Genomic DNA, 23,105 nt, shown 5'->3' with positions numbered 1-23,105 from the left:
TAAAGCTGGTTAAACGGTTCACTAACAGCGTTAATAATTTTTTATGTAAGACCACTACACATCTAAATTATTGCCTTGTTATTAAACCGTTTACCTGCGCTTTGTATAGGAGAAATGGTTCACTAGCTGCGTTAAAAATAACTCATATAAGAACAACTATATTTCGTTATTTTTGCCTTGCTATAGAGTTATTTTCCTATCGCTATAATAGAGCATCAATTCAGTACAATTGGTGCAAAGTTAAAAGCGTAAATTACAGACACAAAAAAGCCGAGATTGAATTTCAATCTCGGCTTTTTAATACATAAAACTTATCGTTTTATATATTAGTTATTTGCGTTACGTTGGCGTAATACTTCAAACAAACAAATACCCGTGGCTACCGATACGTTTAAGCTTGAAACAGTACCCGCCATTGGGATTTTAACAAGCATATCGCAATGCTCACGTGTTAAGCGTCGCATACCCTCGCCTTCTGCGCCCATAACAATAGCCATTGGCCCCGTTAAGCTTGCATCAAATACGTGGTTATCAGTTTCGCCAGCGGTACCTACAACCCATACGCCTGCATCTTTAATTTCGCGAAGCGTACGTGCAAGGTTAGTCACTTGAATAAGCGGTACTGTTTCGGCTGCGCCACAGGCCACTTTACGTGCGGTACCGTTAAGCTTTGCCGACTTATCTTTAGGTACAATCACAGCGTGAACACCTGCCGCGTCTGCACTACGTAGGCATGCGCCTAAGTTATGCGGATCGGTAATACCATCAAGCACAAGTAAAAACGGTGTGTCTTCACGAGCGATTATCGCATCAAGATCTTTTTCATTAAACGTTGGCGCTGCTTTTACGTTAGCAATAATACCTTGATGCTGCTCACCCTTTGATTTGCTATCAAGGGCTTTACGCTGCATAAACTGTACTGAAATACCAAATTTACGTGCTTCATCAATAATCGGAGTTGAGCGTTTGTCGTCACGGCCTTTAAGGGCGTAAATTTCTACAAAGCGCTCTGGTTCGCTTTCTAAAATTGCTTCAACAGAATGAAAGCCAAAAATTAATTCATTACTCACGTATTGTCTGCTCCTGGGCTAGTACGTTTGCGGGCATTTTTGCCTGCTCTTTTAGGCTTTTTAACGGCCTTCTTCTTTGGTTTTTTCTTTACGGCAGAGTCTGCTGCTTTTTTATCTGCAGGTTTTGTTGCAGACTTATTTGCAGGCTTGCCTTTATCTTTATTTGCTGGCTTTTTTTTACCTTTTGGTTTGTCATCACTGTGCGACTTTTTACCTGGTACTTTGCCTGCTTTTAATTGCGAACGCACACTTGCTGGCGCATGCTCAGACTTACCTGAACCTTTTTTTGGTGCACGACGACGTGAGTATCTGTCTTGTGCAACATCGCCTTTAAGCGTTAAGTTTATACGGCGATCGTCTAAACTAACCGACGCAACTTTAACTGTTACCTTATCGCCAAGGCGATAAACTTTGTGAGAGTGCTCACCTATTAGGGTGTGTTTTGCAGCATCATGCGCAAAAAACTCGTCGCCTAAATTAGTAACGTGAATAAGCCCATCAATTTGTAAATCATCTAAACGAATAAACAAACCAAAGTTAGTGACCGATGAAATAACACCATCAAACTCTTCACCTACATGGTCTTGCATAAACTCACATTTAAGCCAATCAGCTACTTCGCGAGTTGCATCGTCCGCACGACGCTCTGTTGTAGAACACTGCTCACCTAGTTGATCAACTTCATCATCGGTGTAAGCATATTCGCCAGACGTTTGCTGACCTTGTGCTTTTATTACTGCTTTAATAGCACGATGCACTACTAAATCTGGGTAACGACGTATTGGCGATGTAAAATGCGCGTAAGCCGATAACGCTAAACCAAAGTGACCAATGTTATCTGGCTGATATACAGCTTGTTTCATTGAACGCAGTAACATAGTTTGAATAAGTTCAGCTTCTGGGCGGTCACCTAGTCGCGCTAATACTTGCGTTATTTCTTTTGGCGTTGGCTCGTCGCTTAATGTACTTTCAATACCTAACTCGCCTAAAAACTTAGTAAAGTTACCTAGTTTTTCTTGGTCTGGTTCGTCATGCACGCGATAAAGCGCGCTTGCTTCGTGCTTTTCAAGAATTTTAGCCGCTGATACGTTGGCTAAAATCATACATTCTTCAATGAGTTTGTGCGCGTCGTTACGAATAACAGGCACTATTGACTCTATTTTACGCTGAGCGTTAAATACAAAACGTGTTTCTAGGGTTTCAAACTCTATGGCACCACGGTCTTGGCGTGCTGCTTTAAGTGCCATGTACATTTGCTGTAAATCAGTTAAATGTGGCACAACGGCTGAGTATTCTTCGCGTAGTTTTTCGTCGTTTTGTAAAATGGCATTTACTTTGGTGTAAGTTAAACGTGCATGCGAGTTCATTATCGCTTCGTAAAACTTATAACCCGAAAGTTTACCCGCGCTCGACACGGTCATTTCGGCAACCATACATAAGCGATCTACTTTTGGATTAAGCGAACATAATCCGTTAGAAAGCACTTTTGGTAGCATCGGAATAACTTGCTCAGGAAAATACACTGAGTTACCACGCAAAATTGCTTCTTTGTTAAGCGGCGTGTTCATTCCTACGTAATGCGATACATCGGCAATAGCAACCCATAAGCGCCAGCCACCTGATTTTTTAGGTTCACAATATACGGCGTCATCAAAGTCGCGTGCATCTTCGCCATCAATAGTTACAAGTGGTAAATCACGTAAATCTACACGACCTTGTTTGTCAGCTTCTTCAACAAATTCACCTAGGTGAGCAACTTGTGCTTCAACTTCTTCTGGCCATACATGTGGAATATCGTGATTGCGCAGTGCAACTTCAATTTCCATACCTGGGGCTAAATGCTCACCAAGTACATCTATAACTTTACCTACCGCGTTCATGTTACGGCTTGGATTTTGCGTAATTTTAACCTGCACCATTTGGTTATGGCGGGCACCGTTTTCGTTGCCTGGTAAAATCATTATATCTTGCGTTATGCGCGGGTCTTCAGCGACTACAACAGCAACACCGTGCTCAACAAAGTAACGGCCAACAATTGGCGCGCGCTCGTTAGTAAGCACTTTTATAATACGTGCATCGCATTTTGAGCCAGAACCACGTTTAGTGCCTTTAGCTAGTACAATGTCGCCATGTAACACCATATTCATTTGGTGCTTAGCAATAAACCAATCTTTACTCTCGCCTTCAACTTCTAAAAAGCCGAAACCGTCTCTGTGGCCTATTACTTTGCCTTTGGTTAAACCGGCTTCGTCAATTAGGGCATAGCATTTAAATTTATTGAAATACAGCTGTCCGTCACGCTCCATAGCGCGAAGGCGGCGTTTAAATGCTATTTGGCGTTCGTCATCGTTTACTGCTAGTTCTTCACATAATTGCGCGTAGTTAGCAGGCTTTGAACGCTCTTGAAGGTGAGTAAGTATAAACTCACGACTAGGGACTGGGTTTTCGTACTTTTCTTGTTCTCGACTGAGATTTGGATCTTGGTTTGACATTCACTATCTTGTTAGTTGGTTATGTAGGTATTTTAACCCATATAGTTATAATGAGACAGGTAAAAGCTATTAAACTTTTAAGAAAGCACTTTTACCTTGCTGTTTACCTTGGTGTATAGTTTAAAAATCTAGCGCAATGGGGCTTAACGATCCCTTAACTGCAAAGTGTTTAGTCATCTCGTAGCAATGCTAAAATCTATACTATTTTTTTTGTAGGTTTTTCCACAGCAGTTTACTTATATTATAAATAAAGCTTGGATCTTCTTCTTTCATCGTAAGTAAAATCTGCTTATTCATTTGTGTTTTATTTTGAGCGTAAATCCAACGATTTTTATTAAACTGCTGGGCAAACTCAAGTACACCCGCTTGTAGTTCGTCGTTATTTGTAAACACAGCTTCAACTACTTTGTTCTCTAGCAACTGCTGTGCCCCAACCCGCTCTCCTGACATAGCTAGACGATTAAAGAAGGTTTGCGAAATAGCTTTATTAATTATAGGAAACATCGACGGAACAAACGGCACCATTACATCCACTTCAGGAAAACAAAAAAAGCCTTTGTCTGATTTCATAAATCTAAAGTCGCACGCACACGCAAGTACAGAACCATTACCATAGGTATGCCCGTTTAACGCAGCAATAATAGGAATAGGAAAAGTAACTATGCGTTTAAATAAGTCACTTATTTGAATCATAAAGTCAGAAATTGCTGCAGGTAAAATACTTGGATTAGACATCCATTGAAGGTCGATACCCAATGACCAGTTTTTATCACTTGAAGACGTTAAAATAACTGACTTAATGTTTTGATCTGCTTCAATGTGGTCTAGGTGTAAATTAAACTCAGCCAAAAACGCTGGGTTATGGCGGTTTTCAGCGGTATTCATGGTGAGTATAGCGATATTATTTTTAGTTGTTAGTTCTATTAAATTTGCCATTAAAACCTCTTTTAGCGCTTTTTAAGCTAATTTTAAGCGCTGTTCGTTACTTTTATGCATAACATAATAATACTTTGCTTATAATTTATAAACCCACTAATTAAAGCCACCCTTTTTGTTTAGCTATACGCGCAGCATCTATGCGGTTAGTGGCATTTAATTTTGCAATAGCGTCTGATAGGTAGTTACGCGTAGTCCCTTCGCTTATAAATAGCTGCTTGGCTATGTCGCTTGTTTTAAGGCCGTCGCTTGCAAGTTTAAGGGCTTTGCGTTCTTTATCAGTAAGCGGATCGGCGTCGTCTAATGCATTAATAGCAAGCTCTGGGTCTATCACTTTTTGCCCCTGCATTACTTTTTTAAGCGCATTTATTAACTCTTCACTGGGTGCTTCTTTTAAAATAAAACCTTTAACACCTGCCGTAAGCGCTCGCCTAATATAACCTGCACGAGAAAATGTGGTCATAATAACCATTTTTATAGCAGGGAACTTAGCGGCTATTTTTTCGCTAAGCTCTATACCATTCATGGTCGGCATTTCTATATCAGTTAAAATTATATCGGGGTGTAAATCACTATCAAGCGCCTCAATTGCATTAAGTGCATCTTGCCCGTTACTTGCTTGCCCAATAATCTCAATATTAAAATCAAGCCCTAACAATGCTGCTACTGCGTCGCGCACAAGCGCCTGATCTTCCACTAAATACACTCTGATCATTATAAATCCTTAGCTGTAATTGGCAGCACTACTTTTAAAGTAAAATTATCGCCACAGGTAAATGCTGCACTGCCATTTAGTTGCTCTGCTCGCTCTTTAATACCATTTAGACCATTGCCCGAATTCAATGTACTGCACGGACCATGGTCAATTACGGTTATAAGTAACTGCTGCGCTGTTTGTTCTATATTTATTTCGCAATTTTTTGTATTGCTATGGCGTAATAAGTTAGTAACTGCCTCTTTAATTATAAGGCCTGCTATACCCTCTACTTTAGCGGGCAGAGCATTTAAAACCACATTAAATGAAACGTTAAACCCTTGCTCTATTAACCTTTGCTTTAACTGTGCTACTTGGCTGACAAGATTAAGCTGTTTTAAATCACTTACGGCGCTTCTTACATCGCTAAGTAACTGCCTTGCCAAATCGGCCACTTGTGCAATTTCGCTATTTGCTTGAGCGTAGCGCTCTCCTTGGTTTAATTTATTAGCAAGCTCAGCCTTTAGAGCAATAGATGACAATGAATGGCCTAAAATATCATGTAAGTCGCGAGCTATTCGTTCTCGCTCTGCAATAGCTGCTAATTGCTCTAGTTGGTTAGCGCTTTCTTGTTCGCGCTTTTTGTATAAGCTTTCTCTTTTTGCTGCAATACCGTAACTAAATAATGTGGCGCATAGAATCAAAGCAACGCCTAAAAAGTATTGAACCTTACCTATATCACCAATATATGTGCTTAATAAAACCGTGAATATAATTGCGATCGCAGCATAAATTCTTTGACGGGAGCTGTAAGAGTAGCCTGCTATATAGGCTACGAAACCAAATAAAGTAGGCGTACCTGTGGTGTAAAAAGTAGCGCAAAAACAAATTAAGAGCATGGCTACAAATAACTTAGTCACCCCTGCACTTTTACAGTTTATTGCTTTTATATACAAAAGAATAAAAGCAACATAGAAGGCTAAAGACATAACAATTTGGTTAACGGTAAAGCTCGCAAAATTAATTATTAGCGGGAGTAAATAAAAGCCGGTAAAAATTAAATGTCCATATTTCCAAAAACCTTTATCACTTTGTTGAGAAAAGCTGCTTAACGAGCTCATACTAATACCTCAGACATATTATTTTTACTTATAGCACTATTTTTATTAATAAATATAAATAACATAAAAATGCATACCAGCATAAAGCAATCTGCGTACGTAATAGTAAAACTTAACGCCTCTAGCACTTCATTAATAGTTAAGCTGATTAAAATTAAAGAATTCATAATTACCTCCTGTTGAGTAAGGTAACTATGCCCGCGTACAAAAATAATAAGAGTGTGAAGTGTCATCAACTTTAATGACTTTTGTCATGTGGAAAAAATTCATCTTAAGAATTTTTAAGCAATGTTAATATATTCAAAAAGTACAACAAGGAAACTAAATGCAGCCTCAGCAACAAAGTTTAATTTATTTACACATAGCGGTATTACTTTTTGGCGGGACCGCTCTATTTGCCAAACTTATTGGTTTAAATGCTTTAGATATTACCGTTTACAGAACTGCAATTGCAGGAATGGCTATTTTAGCCATGCTTTATTTTCAAAAAAAACAAATTAAACTCAACAAACCTAAAGACTATCTTATTGCGTTATTTTTAGGTGTTGCTGTGGGTATTCACTGGGTTACCTATTTTGCTGGTATGCAAATGGCCGGTATAACTATTGGAATGCTGGCATTTTTTAGCTACCCCGTAATGACGGTGTTTTTAGAACCCTTATTTAATAAAAGCAGGCCAAAAGCAAAAGATATAATAAGTGCAGCGGTGGTTGTTTTAGGTATTTACTTATTAGTACCAAGTGCAAACTTGGGCGACGATGTAACCTTGGGTGTAATAACAGGTGTGATATCGGCATTGTTTTTTTCAATAAGAAACATTACTCATAAGCGCTACTTTAGCCAATATGGCGGGCCGCAAACGATGTTTTATCAAACCTTAGTGGCAAGCATTATGTTGTGTGCATTTATAGAAGTACCAGTGTATGAGGTTAGTAATCACGACCTGATTTTAATTGCTGTAGCGGGTGTTATATTTACAGCTACACCGCACTCGTTATTTGCAGCAAGTTTAAAGCATTTATCAGCGGCAACTGCGGGATTAATTTCTTGCTTGCAGCCACTTTATGGCACCATACTGGCTATAGTAATTATTCATGAACGTCCTACTATTATGACGTTAGTTGGTGGTGCACTCATAGTGAGTGCCGCTTGTTTTGAAACGTGGTCAATCACTAAAAAGGCTCGACAATGAAAGTATTTGCACACCGTGGTGCCAGTGGGGATTTTCCTGAAAACACCAAAAGCGCTATTTTAGAAGCGTTAAAAGTAGATGTTGATGGTATTGAAGTAGATATTCAAAGTTCCTTAGATGATTACATGGTAATACATGATTCATGGCTTGATAGAACCACCAGCGGTAAAGGCAGGGTGAGTAACTTTACCGCTCATGAGCTCTCTAAGCTTGATGCTGGAAATGGTGAAAAAATCCCTACTCTTCAGCAGCTGTTTGATTGGAATAACAATAAATCTTTATTAAATATTGAGCTTAAACACACGTTTGCACTAGAAAGGTTTGTGGCTCAATTAGAACAAAACATTGAAGCTAAAAAAATATCGAAAGCCAATATTTTAGTATCATCGTTTGATCACCATCAACTACAGTGGCTTAAAAACAAGCTACCATGGCTTAAAATAGGCGCCCTTACTTCTTCTATTCCAATTAACTATGCAAAGTTTGCTAGTGATTTAAACGCTTATAGCGTACATGCAGATAAAACCTTTATAAATAAGGCTTTTGCAGAGGATGCAAAAAAAAGAGGCCTAAAGATTTATGCTTATACAGTCGATAGGGAAGAAGATATAGCGCTAATGCTTGAGTATGGCATAGACGGAATTTTTACAAATTACCCAGCGCGAACCAAAGCTTACTTGTTGTCGTTACAAAAAGGCTAACTTACATTCCCCTCACTTAAATAACAATCGTAGGGCTTGAGCATAATGAGTGGTTTTATGAAAATTTATAACTATATAGAGCAAACATTCTTTTTTACGTTAACCCGTAAAATAGTCGGTAATTTAAGTTTTGTATTATTGTTCCAAGCAATTACGTTATTTTGGCTGCATCAGAGTTTAAGCGAACAACAGCAAAGTACAGGGCTATTTTGGCTGCTTTCGCTTGTGATTATATCTGGTTTTATTTTTACTCTTTTTTATATGCGTTTTTTAATTGTTCGCCCTGTTACTGCTATGCGCGATACTTTGATAGAAATAAACCAACAAGATGTAAATTTAGCAGCAAAACTTCCCCACTTTTCCTATGACGAATTTAAAGATTTAAGTTCACAATACAATATATTTACTGCCCATTTAAGTGAGTTACTCAGCACAACATATAACAGTGCTCAAGCTAGTGCACACAGCAATACACAAGTCACTGAATCAATGAAAAATACTGAGCAATCAAGTGAGCAACAAATACAGTTAAGCCACAGTATTATTAATGCCAGTATGCAAATAACCCAAAGCTTACAAAACATAGTAAATAATACAGATAGCGTACATAACGTTAATAATGAACACCTTAACTTTGTAAAACTATCTGCGTCAGAACTCGCTGCTTTAGTAGAGCAGGTTAAACTTATTACTAATATGCTAGGTAGCTTTTCAAATACAATTGCGGGACTAAAAGAGAACAGTGAAAACATTCGTAGTATTTTAAAAATGGTTCAAGAATTTTCTGATCAAACTAATTTGTTAGCCCTCAACGCCGCAATAGAAGCAGCTAGAGCGGGTGAAGCTGGTAGAGGATTTGCCGTAGTTGCAGACGAAGTACGCACGCTTTCAATAAAGGTAAGTGGCGCAACTAGGCAGATTAGCGACTTTATAAATCAGATGAATGATTTGGTAAACGAGACAAATAAAGAGTCAGAGCAATTAATGTCTCACTCTAATAACGCACAAAGCTCAATTAGTGCAACCTGTGATGGCTTTACTAAAATGCTTAGTGAGTTTGAGCACAACCAGCAGCAGCTGCAACAAATAGCCAGTGCTGTACATTTGCTTGAGGGCGCCCAAAGTACGACTCACCAATCGGTAGAGCAAATCGTAGCTTTAGGGGAGCAAGCTAAACAACAAATAGATACGGCATTAGCCGATAGCGAGCAATCTCAACAGCTAAGCTTGCAAACCCAACAACAGTTAAAACGCTTTGTGCACTAAGAAGCGTTTTCGGGCTCAGAGAAATATGGTAAATTACGCAGCTATTAATTTAAGTGTGTAAAGCGTGTGAGCAACCCTACCCCAGACTATGAAAAATTAGCCCTGCAAATAAAAACCTGGGGGCAAGAGCTTGGCTTTAGCGAAGTGGGCATTACTGATATTGACTTATCTAAGCACGAAGCCCAATTGCAACGTTGGCTTGATGCAGGCTACCACGGCTCGATGGATTATATGGCTGCCCACGGTATGAAACGCGCCCGCCCTGCTGAATTAGTACCTGGTACACAGCGTGTTATATCTGTAAAAATGAATTATCTGCCTCCCGATGCTGGCTTTGCAAAAACCTTAAAAAATAAAGAAAAAGCATATATAAGCCGCTATGCATTAGGTCGCGATTACCATAAATTAATGCGTAATCGTTTAAAAAAACTCGGCCAAAAAATAGAGCAAGAAGTTGGCGAGTATGGCTTTAGACCCTTTGTAGATTCAGCCCCTGTACTTGAGCGTCAACTTGCCGAAAAAGCCGGTTTAGGGTGGCGTGGTAAGCATTCGTTATTAATTAACCAAGAAGCGGGGTCGTGGTTTTTTTTAGGCGAGCTATTTATTGATTTACCTCTACCAATTGATGCAGAAAACACCTTTGAAGGCTGCGGTAAATGCGTTGCTTGTATTACTCTTTGCCCAACAGGTGCAATTGTAGAGCCCTACGTTGTTGATGCACGTAAATGTATATCGTATTTAACCATAGAACACCAAGGGCCAATACCAGAGCAGTACCGTTCTTTATTAGGCAATCGTGTTTATGGTTGTGATGATTGTCAGTTGGTATGTCCTTGGAATCGTTATGGACAAATAACTGACGAAAATGACTTTCATCCTCGCACTCAATTAAAAGATAAAGATTTACTTGAGCTGTTTGCTTGGGATGAGCCTACATTTTTAAAAAATACCGAAGGCAGCCCTATTCGTCGCATTGGCCACGAACGTTGGTTACGTAATTTAGCAGTTGGTTTAGGTAATGCAGAGTTTAGTCCCGCTATTATTAATGCCCTACAAGATAAAAGCCAAATATGCAGCGAACTTGTTTTAGAGCATATTGAATGGGCACTTGCTCAGCAAAACGATAAACAACGATTACAAATTCGTAAAACAGCTAGGTTAATTAGAATTGTAGAAAAAGGCTTACCAAGGGATGCATAGCACCGCTTAAGTAAACCTTTATATTGCGAAGTAACTAGTTTTTCAAAAGTAACGATAGATCTTGTTCTATCTCTGTAAAGGCTGCTTTGACTTGTTTAACAGACTCTTCTCTTGCTACTGAGTTTTGGATAGTTTCATCTACTTTTTTATAAATAAACACCTCCTGATCTTCATCCAGTCCCATTGATGGGATACGTTCTTCGAGCTCTTCTTGTAACTGTTTAAACACTTTTTCGTTGTTTTGACGGTTTTCATTCAACAAGCTAATTAAGCTATGAAACTTACTATGAACAGTACTTGCTACGGCATTAAGTTTCGCTCGTTGTGATTCAAGCATTTTCTTGGTCATGATGGCGCGTAGCTGCTGCTCGGTAACACTGACAATAAAACATACGTGGTCGCGTATACGACCATGCTTATCAGGGTCATGATCGGGCATATTTAAAATAAGTAAGCTAATCAATTCATAGTTAACTAAAATTCGGTGCGAAAACTCATGTAAGCGCCCTTTGTTTTTCAGCATTTCAAATAGCTCCACCACAATAGGTGAACACACGCCGTTTAGCGCAAAGTGGCTAATTTCATTATTTTCTCTAAATTCTACATTGCTTTGTAAATCAAAAGACTGCAGGCAATCTACAAGCGCTTTACCTAGCTCTTGAGGATCGTTAATAAAGCCTATGTTTTCAACGTAGTTAACTATTTGCCCCATTTCACTGCTATTGGCCATTGCATTAAATGCAGTTGATGTTGCATCTTCAACTTGCTTTTCTAGGCTTTGTTTTTCAACGAGTACTTGATTTAAATTTTTAAGCTTTGACTTAAGTTCATCATGGCCAAAGGGTTTTACAATATAGTCTTCTGCACCAACCGAGTAGCCTTCCATGCGCTCTTCAACTGTGCCACGAGCAGACACAAACATAACAATAATGTGTGCTGTATTTGGGTTTGCTTTAAGTGCCTTACATACTTCATAGCCGTTCATTTGCGGCATACTTACGTCGAGCAATATAACCTGAGGCATATAGCCCTCAACCATGTTTAAACACTCAGGACCATTCGTTGCTACTTGTAATTCAAAATCAAGATCCTCTAAAATTTCCTCAATAATTTCAAGGTTAAAGGGTTCGTCATCAACGGCAAGTATTTTAGTTAAGGCCATAATTTATCATCCATTTAAATTCTTTAAAAAGTTACTTGGTATGCCAAAAAACAATTAATTAGTGTGTTGTATTAACTGATCTTCAGCTAAATGCTCGTCTAAGTTTATTTCTAATGGCACTTGTATAGATATAGTTGCACCACCATTTTCGTTGTTACGTGCAGTGATTTCACCTTGGTGTAAAGATACAAACTCTCTACACAATGCAAGGCCTAACCCTGTGCCACCAGCACCACTATTTGTTTTACTGCTTTGCACAAACTTAGTAAAAATATGCTCCAACTCATCTTCTGGTATACCGACCCCATTATCGGTAACCTCTATAGTAGCAAGCTTATTATCTGACTCTAAATTTACCCGTATTTTACTTTTAGGTTCGCTAAATTTAAGTGCGTTACCTAGTACGTTTCGAAGTAACTGGTTTATTTGCTCTTCATCACATTGTGCAATTACAGGTAATGGCTGTGCGGTAAATATAATCTCAATTTCTTTTTCCATTGCCGTACCAGACACATCATCAATACTTGTTTTAATAATATTCGCTAAATTATAGGGACGAGGGTTAAATGGAAACTTGCCTACATCTAGCTTAGATAGGTCGAGTAAATTATTTAGTAACGACAGTAAACGCTCACCACTACTCTCTATTCGCGATAAATACTTAATGAGTTTTTCTTTTGCAAAATCTCCAGCTTCTAATTTACTTAAACCAAAACGAGAAAAGCTTAAAATAGAGTGCATAGGTGTTCGAAGTTCATGCGACATGTTTGCTAAAAATTCTGATTTACTTAAGTTTGCAGCCTCAGCCACATTTTTAGCATGCTCGAGTTGTGAAGTACGTGCTCTTACTTGCTCTTCAAGAACATCTTTTGCTTCAAGTAATAAATCCTCTTTTTGCTTAAGATGGGTTACATTTTTAAATATGACCGCAAGTGCTATTTCGCCATGGTGATCTATCTCATTAAAAGAGCCAACTAAGGGTATATAACCTCCTGCTGTTTTAGATAAACGTAAATCGCAGCTAAATTGTCGATTACTATTTAATGTCGAAATCTTATCTTTAATACCTAAAATTGAATCATCATCTAAAAAATCAAATACTGATTTACCTTCGAGTTCATTAAACGGTAAGTTAAATAGTCTCAAGCAAGCATCATTAGCTTCTATCACTCTACCGCATTTCTCAAACAACATAATTGCATCGGGCGTATGCTTATAAATAACCTGAAGTAGGCTGTCTTTTTCAATCAGGGCATCAACTGTATCTTGTAGCCTTTCGACAAGTTCTGCGTTATGGCGTTTTAATAGCTCTGTTTGCCACAGTTTATGTATTGATTGTAATAATGAGCTGTCGTTCAATGGCTTAATAAGTACGTCTTCTACACCTTGACGAATAGCTTCAATCATTGAAACTTGATCGGGACGTGAGGTAAATAATAAGCAACGGCAATGTGGTTGCATTATTTTTAAGTTTGAAAAAATTTCTAAACCGGTTCCGTCATCTAAAATAAAATCGCTTATCAGTATATCGATTTGCTTTTCTTTCGTAATTTCTAAAGCTTCTGCAGAGGTGGTTGCTGTATGGGTCTCGATATGAGCACCGATTAAGCTATTTTTCATTTTTTCGAGACGCTCAGGAACATGATCGACGAGTAAAATAGCGGGTAATTGCAAAATATGATTAGAGCCTAATTCTAGTAGGCTCTCTAAAAGAGAAGTAATTTCTTTATTAGAAAAAAATGGATATATCACGGTTGCGTCAGGCGCAACATGATTTAGCTCACTAAACGCAGTTAGTTGCTCACCACTTTGTGCTTTTGGAGCAAGCAGCATAAAACGCTCTTGCGCTACTTCGCTTACAAGCGGTTTTATAGAATCAACAGGCACACCATTGGCAACAACAACTAAGTCGTAGTCGCCTATATTGGTATACATGTCTAGCATGCTGAAATGAATTAATTCGACTTCACATCCTATTAATTCTAAAAGCACTTTCACACGCATTGCGATGACACTGCTACTATCAACAATTAATATTTTTCGAATCATCAAGCTACACTTCAAATTAATAAACTTAATATGTTAATAGCGTAGACTATTTTTATTTAATTGGCATAAACCCTTCGTCTTATTTTGTAAAAAAATATTACAACATTATGAAAAATAATTTATTCCAGATGTTTTCCAAAAATAGTAAGGCTATACGCCTTATCATCCATTATGGCAACGCTTGGCAACTCACCCCATATTGCAAAATCAAAATGCTTAAACAATTTAACACTCGGTAAGTTATGACTAAAAATAAAACCAAGCAATACTTTAATATTTAATTGCTTAGCTTGTGTTTGAGCAAATATCATTAGCTTTTTACCAAGCCCTTTACCTTGTGCTTTACGGGTAATGTAAATGCTCATCTCTACTGTGCCATCGTAAGCAGGACGCCCATAAAACGATTTATAACTTACCCAAGCAAGTACTTGGTTATTTTCGCAGTAAACATAAATAGGCCTTTTATCGTTATGGCTATTAAACCAGTCACGCTTTTCGTCAACAGTAACTTCTTGCGTATCTGCAGTTACCATTCGCCCTGCAATGGTTTCGTTATAAATGGCTACAATTTCACTAAGATCGTCAATAGTTGCTAAACGGGTTGTCATAGGTCATTCAAAGGTTGATCAATTTGTTTCATATTAGCGTATGATTATCCAATCAAACAATTGAAAAGTTTAGGTAATGTAATGCTAAAAAAAATTATAATAGGATTAATGGCTTTATTTATTAATGCCCCACTCCACGCTGAAACATCATCAACTATAAACCAAACCTCTACCCAAGACTGTCAAGATTTTACCAATGTCGATATTCGAAAGCTGCGCTCAAAAGAATCTATTAATTTATGCCAATTTAAAAATAAGCCTTTATTAATAGTAAACACGGCAAGCAACTGCGGTTTTACACCCCAATTTAAAGGCCTTGAAGCGCTATATCAGCGATACAAAGAACAAGGTTTAGTCGTATTAGGCTTCCCTTCTGATGATTTTTTTCAAGAAGAGGATAGTGAAAAAGAAACTGCAAAAGTATGCTTTGTAAATTATGGTGTAACCTTCCCTATGTTTGCTACAAGCGAAGTGCGTGGTAGTAAAGCGAATCCAATTTTTAAATATTTGAATGAGCAAACTAGCTCTCCAAATTGGAACTTTTATAAGTATTTAGTGTCTGCTGATCGTGAGACGGTTTTACGGTTTAACAGCAAAGCAGCACCTGATTCAGAACAAATGATTGCTGCAATTGAAACTGTGCTTTCTGATAAATAAGTTTATACTGGTACAATTAGTTCAAACTAACTAGAATGATATTTTAATTCGGTTAAAAAAACACCACACTATACTCGGGAGATTTTATGACAGTAGCAAGCGCACGACATATACTTGTAGACAGTGAAGCACAATGCTTAGACTTAAAAACAAAAATTGAGCAAGGCGAAGACTTTGCTGAATTAGCCAAAGCGCATTCAAACTGCCCATCAGGTCAAGATGGCGGTGCACTTGGTGAGTTTGGTCCTGGTATGATGGTTCCAGAGTTTGATAAAGTTGTGTTTTCAGCTCCAATTAACCAAGTACAAGGCCCTGTGCAAACTCAATTTGGTTATCATTTACTTGAAGTTACTAGCCGTTCAGAATAAATTTAACTGTATCGTAAGTAACGTTTTATAAAAGCCGCTTATGCGGCTTTTTTATGGAGTAATTATGCAATTAATTGGTTCTGTACCTTCACCTTACGTGCGCCGAATTAGAATTTGGGCACAACAAAACAACTGTAAACTAGAGCTTGTGAGTCTTGATATATTTTCTGAGCAAGATCGCCCTACTATGGCCAGTAAAAATCCAGCTCGAAAGATTCCCATTCTGGTAGATGGCGACTTAACACTTAGTGACTCTAATTCTATATTGCGCTATTTACTTGAAAAAACAGGGCAACCAAAACTAACGTGGCCGCAAGAGCACTTACTTACGACTATAAATGCCTGTAACGATTCGCTAGTAGAAATGCTGCTATGTGAACGCTCTGGATTTGACACCAAAAGCGATAAACTCTTTTTTAATTTGCAAAACGAACGAATTGAACAAACATTAAGCTTTTTAAATACCCATTTAAGCGATGAAGAATTTAAAAGCTGTGAATACCTCAACATCAGTTTATACTGCCTGCTTGATTGGATTTGCTTTCGTGAATTAACTGACTTTAGTCAGTATTCAGAGCTTGTTGCTTTTCATAAGCAATATGGCAAGCGTCAAGCAGCAATAGATACTAATCCTCGTCACTAATTTAAAAAGGTAAACACATGAGCGATATCGAAATTGAATCACAACTAGTTAACTTTGTAGAAAAAGTACGTGTTAGCGAAGTAATTTGGGCACTTGGTGCAGAAGATAATGGCTTTGTAGTGTGCGATTCTAACCAATTTGACGAAACTGACGTACTACTGCTTTGGGAAAGTGAAGAAGCAGCTAAAGCGCAATGTAAAGAAGAGTGGAAAGACTACAGCCCTGTAGAAATCAATCTTGATGAATTTTTAGATGCATGGGTTGAAGATTTAAATGAAGATAACGCACTTGTTGGCATTAACTGGAATGATGACCAAGTATGTACAGAGATTGAACCTACTGGTTTAGCTCGCGCATTAAGTGAGTAATACTTTATACGCTTTATATTAAGAGCGGATAAAACCCGACTAGCATCTACTGCTAGTTGGGTATAAAATAAAACACATCATTATTTTCAAGGTATTACGTTGAAAACCCATCTTGGTCGCCGGCCCTTTTCAGCCATGGAACTGCACACTCTTTATAATGGATATATATACGGTGATTTTAAAGTTGCACGTGAGCAACCAAAACACTGGCATTTTTGGCTTCCTCTAATTGCATATTACAGTGGTGCATATAGCGATGAAATTGGCTATCTAACGCTTGATGATCTGTCTCTTGAAAAAGATGTCTTATGTTTTAATTTTCATACTCACGGTAAGATAAAACCTCGCTTAGTTCCAGTGCATCAGGCACTTATAGATGCCGGGTTTAATGAATACTTAGCATTCATGAAATCACAAAATCAACAACGATTAATGTTCGACTTACCCGCTAAAACTGGCAGATACAGTGAAAAAGTCCGTATTTGGTTTTCAGGTGAAGGTGAGCGAGCCGGCTATTTACAAAAGTGTGATATACCAAACGTTGATCAACTCGGTATGAAAACAGCAATAAGCAGCCTTCGTCTTAACTTTGAGCAACAAGTGCGTATACATGCTCTGCAAGCCAACTCTAAAGACGCCTTTAATTACCTCATGGGATTTAACGAATACCCACATAATGAATTTAAGGACGTGCTTTTATTAAATAACGTGATCCAAAAAATACGTATAATTAACTCACACCTGCATTGGCAGCGTTTTATAACACGCGAAAGCCACTGACAAACTTTGTTACTATTTCCCCTTAAAGTCACCGTTATAATCAATTACTCTATTAAAAAAAACTGTTAGGATATCTAACCCCCTAATAATATGAGCATAAAAAAGCCTATTTAGGGTAGTTTCTAACAACAACAATCTAGGGATCACTATGTTTCTTAAAAGCCTCTTAACAGTGAGCGTTGCTTTGGCAATGGGTGCTGCAAACGCTAACGAATTCGTTATTGAAAAACTCGCAAAACCAAGTTCTCAACAGGTATCGTTAACACTCGATCCGAGCCAAGATACATTCACAGGGATGACTGAGATTTCCCTAGAAGTACTAAAACCAACAAAATACATTGAATTAAATGGCGTAGCTTACGCTGTTAAAATGGCGCAACTGCTTGGCGACGAAAACTGTGACTTAAACAACGAAATGCTTAAAACAGGTAAAGTTAAATTTAGCTGTGATGAGCAAATTCAACCAGGTAAATACACCCTTAAAGTTGATTTTTCAGCGCCATATAACCGTCAAAGTGTTGGTTTATACAAAACGTTAGACCAAGGCACACCTTACTTATTTACTCAATTTGAAATGAGTGATGCACGCCGTGCATTTCCTGTTTTTGATGAGCCAAGTTACAAAATTCCATTTCAGTTAACGATTACTGCGCCTACATCACAAAAAGTATATTCAAATACGCCAGAACTAAAAACAACGGTTGATGGCGATATGACCACACACTTTTTTGATAAAACGCCGCCAATTCCTTCATACTTAGTCGCGATGGCTGTTGGCCCATTTGAAGAATTAGATATTAAAGGCATGCCAATTCCTGGTCGTGTAATTACCCCTCAAGGTAAAATTCACTTAGCCCAATACGCAAAAGAAAACATGCCAAAAGTACTGGGCGCACTTGAAGCGTATTTTGGTATTCCTTACGTTTACAAAAAATTAGACTCAGTAGCGGTACCAGAGTTTCCATTTGGCGCAATGGAAAACTCAGGCTTAGTAACCTACCGAGAAGATATTTTATTAGTTGATTTAGCTGCAGCAACACGCAGTAAAAAACAGCGTAATGTATCAATTATTGCTCACGAACTTGCTCACCAATGGTATGGTAATTTAGTAACCATGAAATGGTGGAACGACTTATGGTTAAACGAAGCATTTGCTAGCTGGATGGCTGCAAAAATTACTAAGCAGCTTAACCCTGAGTTTGAATCGCACTTAGACCTGCCACAAAACAACGTAATGGCACTTGATGCACGCCTAAGCACCAAGCCTATTCGTAAGCCAATTAAAACCGAAGCCGACATTATGGACGGTTTAGGTCTTGCTTACAGTAAAGGCAGCTCAGTACTTGCTATGGTTGAAAACTGGATTGGCGAAGATGCATTTCAAAAAGGTATTCAAAGCTACTTAAAAGAGTTTTCATATAAAAATGCTGAAGCGGCCGACTTATGGGAAGCACTTGGTAAAGCGTCAAATAAAGACGTAGCGAGTGTTTTAAAATCGTTTATTGAGCAATCTTCTTTCCCACTAGTTAAAGTAACTCAACAAGGTAGCAAAGTAACTATTTCACAAAGCCGCTTTGTAAACGCAGGCGTTGATGCGCCAGAGCAGTTATGGAATGTACCGGTGGCAATTAAATATGGTGCTGGCGATAAAGTGAAAACAGCAAACGTATTACTTAATAAACAAAGCCAAACACTAGATTTAGACTTTGAACCAGAGTGGATTTATCCCGACCAAGGTGCATTAGGCTACTACCGCTGGGTAATGGATGATGCACAATTTAGCGCACTTGTTAAAAAGGCGCCAAGCGTACTGAGTGACCGTGAACGCTTAGCGTTACTATCTGCTACTGATGCGCTACTTGATGCTGGTGTTATATCTGCTGCTAAGTTAATGCAAACACTTGAAGTGTTCGTAAGCGATAGCCACCCTCGCGTAGCAAATACCGCACTAGGTTACTTAGTGTCGCAACAGCGCACTTTTAAAGACGATAGCAATAAAGACCTATGGCCTGAATTTATTCGCGGTGCAGTAACGCCTGCTGCTAAAAAATATGGTTTAGAAGCAAAAGCGGGTGAAGATGGAGCTATTGCACAACTTCGTGCGGCCGTTGTATCACGCTTAGGTTTTGATGGTGAAGATCAAAACGTCATCAATAAAGCCAAAGAACAAACGCAAGTTTATTTAAATGATCCACAAAAAGTAGACCCATACTTAGCGGGTACGTACTTAACTCTTGCTGCTTTTCATGGTGACAAAGCGCTGCTTGATCAATTCATGACAACGTTTAAAACGACTAAAGATCCGCAAGTACGCACAAACATGCTTGCAGCTATGGGCTTTTTTGGTAAACCTGAGTTACAAAAAGCGGTATTAGCTTATAGCTTAACGGATGAAGTAACGGCATCTGACATGCGTACTATTTTGTCAGGTCAAAGTTACACAGATGAGCGCCAAGCATTATTTATTGATTGGGTTTACAGTAACTACGATAAAGTAACAGCAAGCTTACCGCCGTTCTTTATACCTAACTTGCCGTACTTTACAACTGCAAGCTGTGATGCAGAAAGTTTAGCGACAACAAAAACCTTCTTTAACGAAAAAGTAGCTGATGTAGCTGGTTACGCTCGCACATTAAGTAAGCTTGAAGAAAGCACAAACGATTGTATCGCGCTTAAAACACGTGAACTTGAATCGGTTAATAGCTTTTTAAAAAGTAAGTAATTATTAGGTTTATTGAGCTATAAAAATACAAAAGCCGCTGAAAATAAATTCAGCGGCTTTTTACGTTTATATTTTTGCTTTATTAATTACCAATAATCATAGTTAGCTTGGCTATAAAATCTTTGGCTGCTTGCTCAGAATTTATTTTAAACGCAACACCGTAGTGAATAGGTTGAGCGCTTTTAAAAATGCGCGTAGGAAAGCGTGTCATCTCACTGCTATGGAAGTACCCTTGCGCACGCGTCACGCCATCTATATCATTAAAATCATCGCTAAACACTTCAAATGCTGGGCGAATTACTATTTTACCCTTGCCGCTTTCGCTGTGGGTATAAAATGCTTCTTTAGAGTTTACTAACATGTACTCTGCAATATTTTTAATCTTAAAATTACTTCTGCACTGTAATTTAATGAGCTGTTCTGTCAGCTCGTCTGCACTATAAGCCACGTGTAATCCCTATTAGTTAATTTGCGTATTAGATTAACGCATACACACAATAAAATCTGAATTTATTTGTCTGCTTCACTTTGTAATATCACATACAAAAGCGAGTTTTTCATTGTTGTAACTCATTCTTGTTATATTTGTTTCGCAGTAGGTGCTTAAATTAAGCCATTGCGATACTTCATCACTTCCATCAAGTTTACGCTGATAAACGCGGTTTTTAATAGCATAAGCAATGGTCGCATTATCTTTTAAAATAAAATCTTGAACTTGAGCCGGTAACCTTAATAGGTCTTCAACTTGTTTATCTTGTGGATTAAAACTCGCTAAAATGTGTTGCTCGTTTTTAGTGTAACTAAATAAAAATGCAGCCATTGAGTTGTTATAAATAAGCGTTCGGCCAATATTACTGGCAGCTATTTCCCCCTTCGCTTGTGCAACAGAAGTATATTGAAGCGTGTGAGGCTTTCCTAAAATAAACATCACTAAATCATTTTGGACACCCCATGCATGGTATCCAACAGGTTCAATCCAATCAAAAATACGACGTGGCGCATCTTCATTTTTGAGTGGGTATTGCCACAATTTTTGCTTACCGTCAGCTTCTACAACAATCGCTGATATCGCATCACCACTTGGCATAACTGTTGGTGAGTATTCGCTTACGGGAGAGTTAGTTATATTGGTAACTTTTTTTGACGTGAAATCATAATAAGCAATATCAGTTTGGCTTTGCCCTTTATTAATTACTTCATGAGTAAAGTATAAACCTGTACTTGTTAAGTGCGGTTGGTTGTTATAACTATTTTTATCGCTCACAATACTAACTTGTACCCCGAAAGGTGTATTTAAATCAGCAAGTAATACTTGGCTTTTTGGCATGCTAGCCTGCACCACTATTGGGCTCAGCGCTGCTATAGAAAATAATCCAAGTAATGGTTTAATAAGTTTCATGCTTTCTCTCGTTTTAATTTTAAGCACCTCATGATAACGTTATTTGCTGATGGCGTCACTTGAGCTAAGTCAGTCAACTCTTAAGATACCCAAACGACTTAAAATAATGTTAAGTTTAGTCTGGTTATAAAACCTGGTCCTAAAAAAGAGAATTAACATGTCAGCTAAAAATCCTATTATTGCGATTACGGGTTCATCTGGTGCGGGTACAACCACCACAACGAATGCAATTAAACATATTTTCCGTAGCCTTAATATTCAAGCGGCTTTTGTCGAAGGAGATAGCTTTCATCGTTACACTCGCCCCGAAATGGATAAAAAAGTTCGAGAAGCACAACAAGAAGGTAAACATATTAGTTACTTTGGCAGAGAGGCCAATGACTTTGGCGCTTTAAAAACGCTGTTTGAAAACTATAGCGAAACAGGTCAAGGAAAGTTACGCCGCTACTTACATACCTTTGATGAAGCCGTTCCGTACAATCAATTACCAGGTACATTTACACCTTGGCAAGATCTTTACCATAATACTGACATTTTGTTTTATGAAGGGTTACACGGTGGTGTAGTTGATCAAGATGTAGACGTTGCAAAGCATGTCGATTTATTAATAGGCATGGTTCCAATTATTAACCTTGAATGGATTCAAAAATTAATACGCGATACATCCGAACGAGGCCACTCTCGCGAAGCGGTTATGGGCTCTATTGTGCGCAGTATGGATGACTATATAAATCATATTACCCCGCAGTTTTCTCGTACCCATATTAATTTTCAACGCGTGCCGACCGTTGATACATCAAACCCATTTAGCGCCAAAGATATTCCATCTCTTGATGAAAGCTTTGTAGTTATTCGCTTTAGGGGGATTGATGATGTTGATTTTCCTTATTATTTACGGATGATCGAAGGCAGTTTTATGTCTCGTATTAATACGCTTGTAGTACCAGGGGGCAAAATGGGCTTAGCTATGGAGCTGGTTCTTACTCCACTTATTAAAGATATTATTTTGAAAAAGCGTGCACTGGAAAACTTAGCACCTTTGGATATACCTATTTAACTCCTCTTCTAAGATTGAGCTCTCTCACGTACACTGCTGATTTTAGTAACAATAAGGGACATTGTGTTGTACTCATTAAAAATTATTGTGGGTTCTAAAAACCCTGTAAAAATTAACGCGGCTAAACATATTTTTGCAATGTATTTCCCTGAACATGAAATTGATTGCCAAGGTGTTGATGCCCTATCCAATGTGCCAGATCAACCTATTGGCGAAGAAGAAACACGTGTTGGCGCACAAAACCGTGTTAATTATTGCAAAGAGCATTACCAAGCTCACTACTACGTGGCAATGGAAGGCGGTGCAGAGCAATTTAGCTATGGTGCAGCAACCTTTGCTTACGTAGTTATTGATAATGCCTTAAATCAGGTTGTAGGGCGCAGCAGCAACCTCCCCTTGCCTCAAGTGCTTTATAACGCATTACTTAACGGCGAAGAGCTTGGCGATGTAATGGACAAAGCATTTAATACCACCAACGTTAAACAAAAAGGGGGCGCTATTGGGTTACTTACAAACAATCACGCCACGCGCGAAAGCACCTATACACAAGCACTCACTTTAGCTATGGCGCCCTTTCTACACGTAGATCTCTACAGCCAAACAAATTAATTTAGGAAGTT

23 protein-coding genes are annotated in these 23,105 nt (G+C 38.3%); 12 read left to right on the top strand and 11 right to left on the bottom strand.

Going from position 1 to position 23,105, the window contains the following annotated elements:
* Positions 1 to 326: 326 nt before the first annotated feature.
* The 6 genes from rlmB to PISS_RS18865 form a co-directional block, all read right to left on the bottom strand.
* Positions 327 to 1,070 (bottom strand): 23S rRNA (guanosine(2251)-2'-O)-methyltransferase RlmB, encoded by a 744-nt coding sequence (gene rlmB / locus PISS_RS02820; RefSeq protein ID WP_002958023.1) that lies wholly within the window; start codon positions 1,068 to 1,070, stop codon positions 327 to 329.
* Positions 1,067 to 3,562 carry a ribonuclease R gene (gene rnr / locus PISS_RS02815; protein WP_058154169.1) on the bottom strand — a complete coding sequence of 832 codons (2,496 nt, stop codon included), beginning with the start codon at positions 3,560 to 3,562 and terminating at the stop codon, positions 1,067 to 1,069. The genes rlmB and rnr overlap by 4 nt, the downstream gene beginning before the upstream one ends.
* A 201-nt stretch (positions 3,563 to 3,763) precedes the next feature.
* Positions 3,764 to 4,498: an enoyl-CoA hydratase/isomerase family protein gene (locus tag PISS_RS02810; protein WP_058154168.1), complete on the bottom strand. Its 735-nt coding sequence runs from the start codon at positions 4,496 to 4,498 to the stop codon at positions 3,764 to 3,766.
* Between the two features lie 100 nt (positions 4,499 to 4,598).
* Complete coding sequence (locus PISS_RS02805) at positions 4,599 to 5,213, bottom strand: response regulator transcription factor (RefSeq protein ID WP_058154167.1); 615 nt, start codon at positions 5,211 to 5,213, stop codon at positions 4,599 to 4,601.
* On the bottom strand, positions 5,213 to 6,313 hold the full coding sequence (locus PISS_RS02800; protein ID WP_058154166.1) for a sensor histidine kinase: 1,101 nt from the start codon (positions 6,311 to 6,313) through the stop codon (positions 5,213 to 5,215). The genes PISS_RS02805 and PISS_RS02800 overlap by 1 nt, the downstream gene beginning before the upstream one ends.
* Complete coding sequence (locus tag PISS_RS18865; RefSeq protein ID WP_167380508.1) at positions 6,310 to 6,480, bottom strand: hypothetical protein; 171 nt, start codon at positions 6,478 to 6,480, stop codon at positions 6,310 to 6,312. The genes PISS_RS02800 and PISS_RS18865 overlap by 4 nt, the downstream gene beginning before the upstream one ends.
* A 158-nt stretch (positions 6,481 to 6,638) precedes the next feature.
* On the opposite strand from PISS_RS18865, the gene PISS_RS02795 reads away from it, so the two are divergent.
* The 4 genes from PISS_RS02795 to queG all read left to right on the top strand — a co-directional run bounded on the left by PISS_RS02795 (position 6,639) and on the right by queG (position 10,672).
* A complete protein-coding gene (locus PISS_RS02795) occupies positions 6,639 to 7,505 on the top strand; it encodes a DMT family transporter (RefSeq protein ID WP_002958018.1) in 867 nt (288 codons plus the stop codon).
* Positions 7,502 to 8,206 carry a glycerophosphodiester phosphodiesterase gene (locus PISS_RS02790; protein ID WP_039485289.1) on the top strand — a complete coding sequence of 235 codons (705 nt, stop codon included), beginning with the start codon at positions 7,502 to 7,504 and terminating at the stop codon, positions 8,204 to 8,206. Before PISS_RS02795 ends, PISS_RS02790 begins: the two co-directional genes overlap by 4 nt.
* Positions 8,207 to 8,251: 45 nt before the next feature.
* Complete coding sequence (locus PISS_RS02785; RefSeq protein ID WP_058154165.1) at positions 8,252 to 9,472, top strand: methyl-accepting chemotaxis protein; 1,221 nt, start codon at positions 8,252 to 8,254, stop codon at positions 9,470 to 9,472.
* Positions 9,473 to 9,538: 66 nt separating this feature from the next.
* Complete coding sequence (gene queG / locus PISS_RS02780; RefSeq protein ID WP_058154164.1) at positions 9,539 to 10,672, top strand: tRNA epoxyqueuosine(34) reductase QueG; 1,134 nt, start codon at positions 9,539 to 9,541, stop codon at positions 10,670 to 10,672.
* Positions 10,673 to 10,706: 34 nt separating this feature from the next.
* On the opposite strand, the gene PISS_RS02775 is transcribed toward queG, so the two are convergent.
* From PISS_RS02775 to PISS_RS02765, 3 genes are all read right to left on the bottom strand, one after another.
* On the bottom strand, positions 10,707 to 11,834 hold the full coding sequence (locus PISS_RS02775; protein WP_058154163.1) for a response regulator: 1,128 nt from the start codon (positions 11,832 to 11,834) through the stop codon (positions 10,707 to 10,709).
* A 54-nt stretch (positions 11,835 to 11,888) separates the two neighbouring features.
* Positions 11,889 to 13,883 (bottom strand): hybrid sensor histidine kinase/response regulator, encoded by a 1,995-nt coding sequence (locus PISS_RS02770; RefSeq protein ID WP_058154162.1) that lies wholly within the window; start codon positions 13,881 to 13,883, stop codon positions 11,889 to 11,891.
* A 119-nt stretch (positions 13,884 to 14,002) separates the two neighbouring features.
* Positions 14,003 to 14,491, bottom strand: a complete 489-nt coding sequence (locus tag PISS_RS02765) for a GNAT family N-acetyltransferase (protein ID WP_058154161.1) — start codon at positions 14,489 to 14,491, stop codon at positions 14,003 to 14,005.
* 81 nt (positions 14,492 to 14,572) lie between these two features.
* Between PISS_RS02765 and PISS_RS02760 the strand changes: the two genes are divergently transcribed.
* The 6 genes from PISS_RS02760 (at position 14,573) to PISS_RS02735 (ending at position 20,029) form a co-directional block, all read left to right on the top strand.
* The gene (locus tag PISS_RS02760; RefSeq protein ID WP_002958010.1) at positions 14,573 to 15,148 is read left to right on the top strand and encodes a glutathione peroxidase; all 576 of its coding nucleotides are present in this window, start codon (positions 14,573 to 14,575) and stop codon (positions 15,146 to 15,148) included.
* An 86-nt stretch (positions 15,149 to 15,234) separates the two neighbouring features.
* Positions 15,235 to 15,516 (top strand): peptidylprolyl isomerase, encoded by a 282-nt coding sequence (locus PISS_RS02755; protein ID WP_002958009.1) that lies wholly within the window; start codon positions 15,235 to 15,237, stop codon positions 15,514 to 15,516.
* A gap of 64 nt (positions 15,517 to 15,580) precedes the next feature.
* Positions 15,581 to 16,159 carry a glutathione S-transferase family protein gene (locus PISS_RS02750; RefSeq protein ID WP_024605976.1) on the top strand — a complete coding sequence of 193 codons (579 nt, stop codon included), beginning with the start codon at positions 15,581 to 15,583 and terminating at the stop codon, positions 16,157 to 16,159.
* 17 nt (positions 16,160 to 16,176) lie between these two features.
* Positions 16,177 to 16,527 (top strand): DUF2750 domain-containing protein, encoded by a 351-nt coding sequence (locus PISS_RS02745; protein ID WP_002958007.1) that lies wholly within the window; start codon positions 16,177 to 16,179, stop codon positions 16,525 to 16,527.
* Between the two features lie 99 nt (positions 16,528 to 16,626).
* The gene (locus PISS_RS02740) at positions 16,627 to 17,307 is read left to right on the top strand and encodes a site-specific integrase (RefSeq protein WP_024605975.1); all 681 of its coding nucleotides are present in this window, start codon (positions 16,627 to 16,629) and stop codon (positions 17,305 to 17,307) included.
* Between the two features lie 148 nt (positions 17,308 to 17,455).
* The gene (locus PISS_RS02735) at positions 17,456 to 20,029 is read left to right on the top strand and encodes a M1 family metallopeptidase (RefSeq protein WP_058154160.1); all 2,574 of its coding nucleotides are present in this window, start codon (positions 17,456 to 17,458) and stop codon (positions 20,027 to 20,029) included.
* 82 nt (positions 20,030 to 20,111) lie between these two features.
* Here the strand turns inward: PISS_RS02735 and PISS_RS02730 are convergent, their stop codons facing one another.
* Together PISS_RS02730 and PISS_RS02725 are read right to left on the bottom strand one after the other, a co-directional pair.
* Positions 20,112 to 20,477 carry a hypothetical protein gene (locus PISS_RS02730; protein ID WP_007376965.1) on the bottom strand — a complete coding sequence of 122 codons (366 nt, stop codon included), beginning with the start codon at positions 20,475 to 20,477 and terminating at the stop codon, positions 20,112 to 20,114.
* Between the two features lie 75 nt (positions 20,478 to 20,552).
* A complete protein-coding gene (locus PISS_RS02725; RefSeq protein ID WP_058154159.1) occupies positions 20,553 to 21,428 on the bottom strand; it encodes a TolB-like translocation protein in 876 nt (291 codons plus the stop codon).
* A 157-nt stretch (positions 21,429 to 21,585) separates the two neighbouring features.
* On the opposite strand from PISS_RS02725, the gene PISS_RS02720 reads away from it, so the two are divergent.
* On the top strand, positions 21,586 to 22,485 hold the full coding sequence (locus PISS_RS02720) for a phosphoribulokinase (RefSeq protein WP_058154158.1): 900 nt from the start codon (positions 21,586 to 21,588) through the stop codon (positions 22,483 to 22,485).
* A 63-nt stretch (positions 22,486 to 22,548) separates the two neighbouring features.
* Entirely contained in the window at positions 22,549 to 23,094 is a 546-nt protein-coding gene (gene yjjX, locus PISS_RS02715; protein WP_096040826.1) for an inosine/xanthosine triphosphatase, read from the top strand.
* Positions 23,095 to 23,105: the final 11 nt, after the last annotated feature.

This window comes from Pseudoalteromonas issachenkonii, from assembly GCF_002310795.1.
Classification (GTDB): Bacteria; Pseudomonadota; Gammaproteobacteria; order Enterobacterales; family Alteromonadaceae; genus Pseudoalteromonas; species Pseudoalteromonas tetraodonis.
This window is presented reverse-complemented; position numbering and strand designations above follow the sequence as displayed.

Coding starts and splice junctions, on each gene's coding strand:
- PISS_RS02770 (WP_058154162.1), bottom strand. CDS start 13,883: ATGATTCGAAAAATATTAATTGTTGATAGTAGCAGTGTCATCGCAATG.
- PISS_RS02720 (WP_058154158.1), top strand. CDS start 21,586: ATGTCAGCTAAAAATCCTATTATTGCGATTACGGGTTCATCTGGTGCG.
- PISS_RS02810 (WP_058154168.1), bottom strand. CDS start 4,498: ATGGCAAATTTAATAGAACTAACAACTAAAAATAATATCGCTATACTC.
- rnr (WP_058154169.1), bottom strand. CDS start 3,562: ATGTCAAACCAAGATCCAAATCTCAGTCGAGAACAAGAAAAGTACGAA.
- PISS_RS02795 (WP_002958018.1), top strand. CDS start 6,639: ATGCAGCCTCAGCAACAAAGTTTAATTTATTTACACATAGCGGTATTA.
- PISS_RS02775 (WP_058154163.1), bottom strand. CDS start 11,834: ATGGCCTTAACTAAAATACTTGCCGTTGATGACGAACCCTTTAACCTT.
- PISS_RS18865 (WP_167380508.1), bottom strand. CDS start 6,480: ATGAATTCTTTAATTTTAATCAGCTTAACTATTAATGAAGTGCTAGAG.
- PISS_RS02725 (WP_058154159.1), bottom strand. CDS start 21,428: ATGAAACTTATTAAACCATTACTTGGATTATTTTCTATAGCAGCGCTG.
- PISS_RS02790 (WP_039485289.1), top strand. CDS start 7,502: ATGAAAGTATTTGCACACCGTGGTGCCAGTGGGGATTTTCCTGAAAAC.
- PISS_RS02800 (WP_058154166.1), bottom strand. CDS start 6,313: ATGAGCTCGTTAAGCAGCTTTTCTCAACAAAGTGATAAAGGTTTTTGG.
- PISS_RS02760 (WP_002958010.1), top strand. CDS start 14,573: ATGCTAAAAAAAATTATAATAGGATTAATGGCTTTATTTATTAATGCC.
- PISS_RS02735 (WP_058154160.1), top strand. CDS start 17,456: ATGTTTCTTAAAAGCCTCTTAACAGTGAGCGTTGCTTTGGCAATGGGT.
- PISS_RS02805 (WP_058154167.1), bottom strand. CDS start 5,213: ATGATCAGAGTGTATTTAGTGGAAGATCAGGCGCTTGTGCGCGACGCA.
- PISS_RS02745 (WP_002958007.1), top strand. CDS start 16,177: ATGAGCGATATCGAAATTGAATCACAACTAGTTAACTTTGTAGAAAAA.
- PISS_RS02755 (WP_002958009.1), top strand. CDS start 15,235: ATGACAGTAGCAAGCGCACGACATATACTTGTAGACAGTGAAGCACAA.
- PISS_RS02785 (WP_058154165.1), top strand. CDS start 8,252: ATGAGTGGTTTTATGAAAATTTATAACTATATAGAGCAAACATTCTTT.
- PISS_RS02750 (WP_024605976.1), top strand. CDS start 15,581: ATGCAATTAATTGGTTCTGTACCTTCACCTTACGTGCGCCGAATTAGA.
- PISS_RS02765 (WP_058154161.1), bottom strand. CDS start 14,491: ATGACAACCCGTTTAGCAACTATTGACGATCTTAGTGAAATTGTAGCC.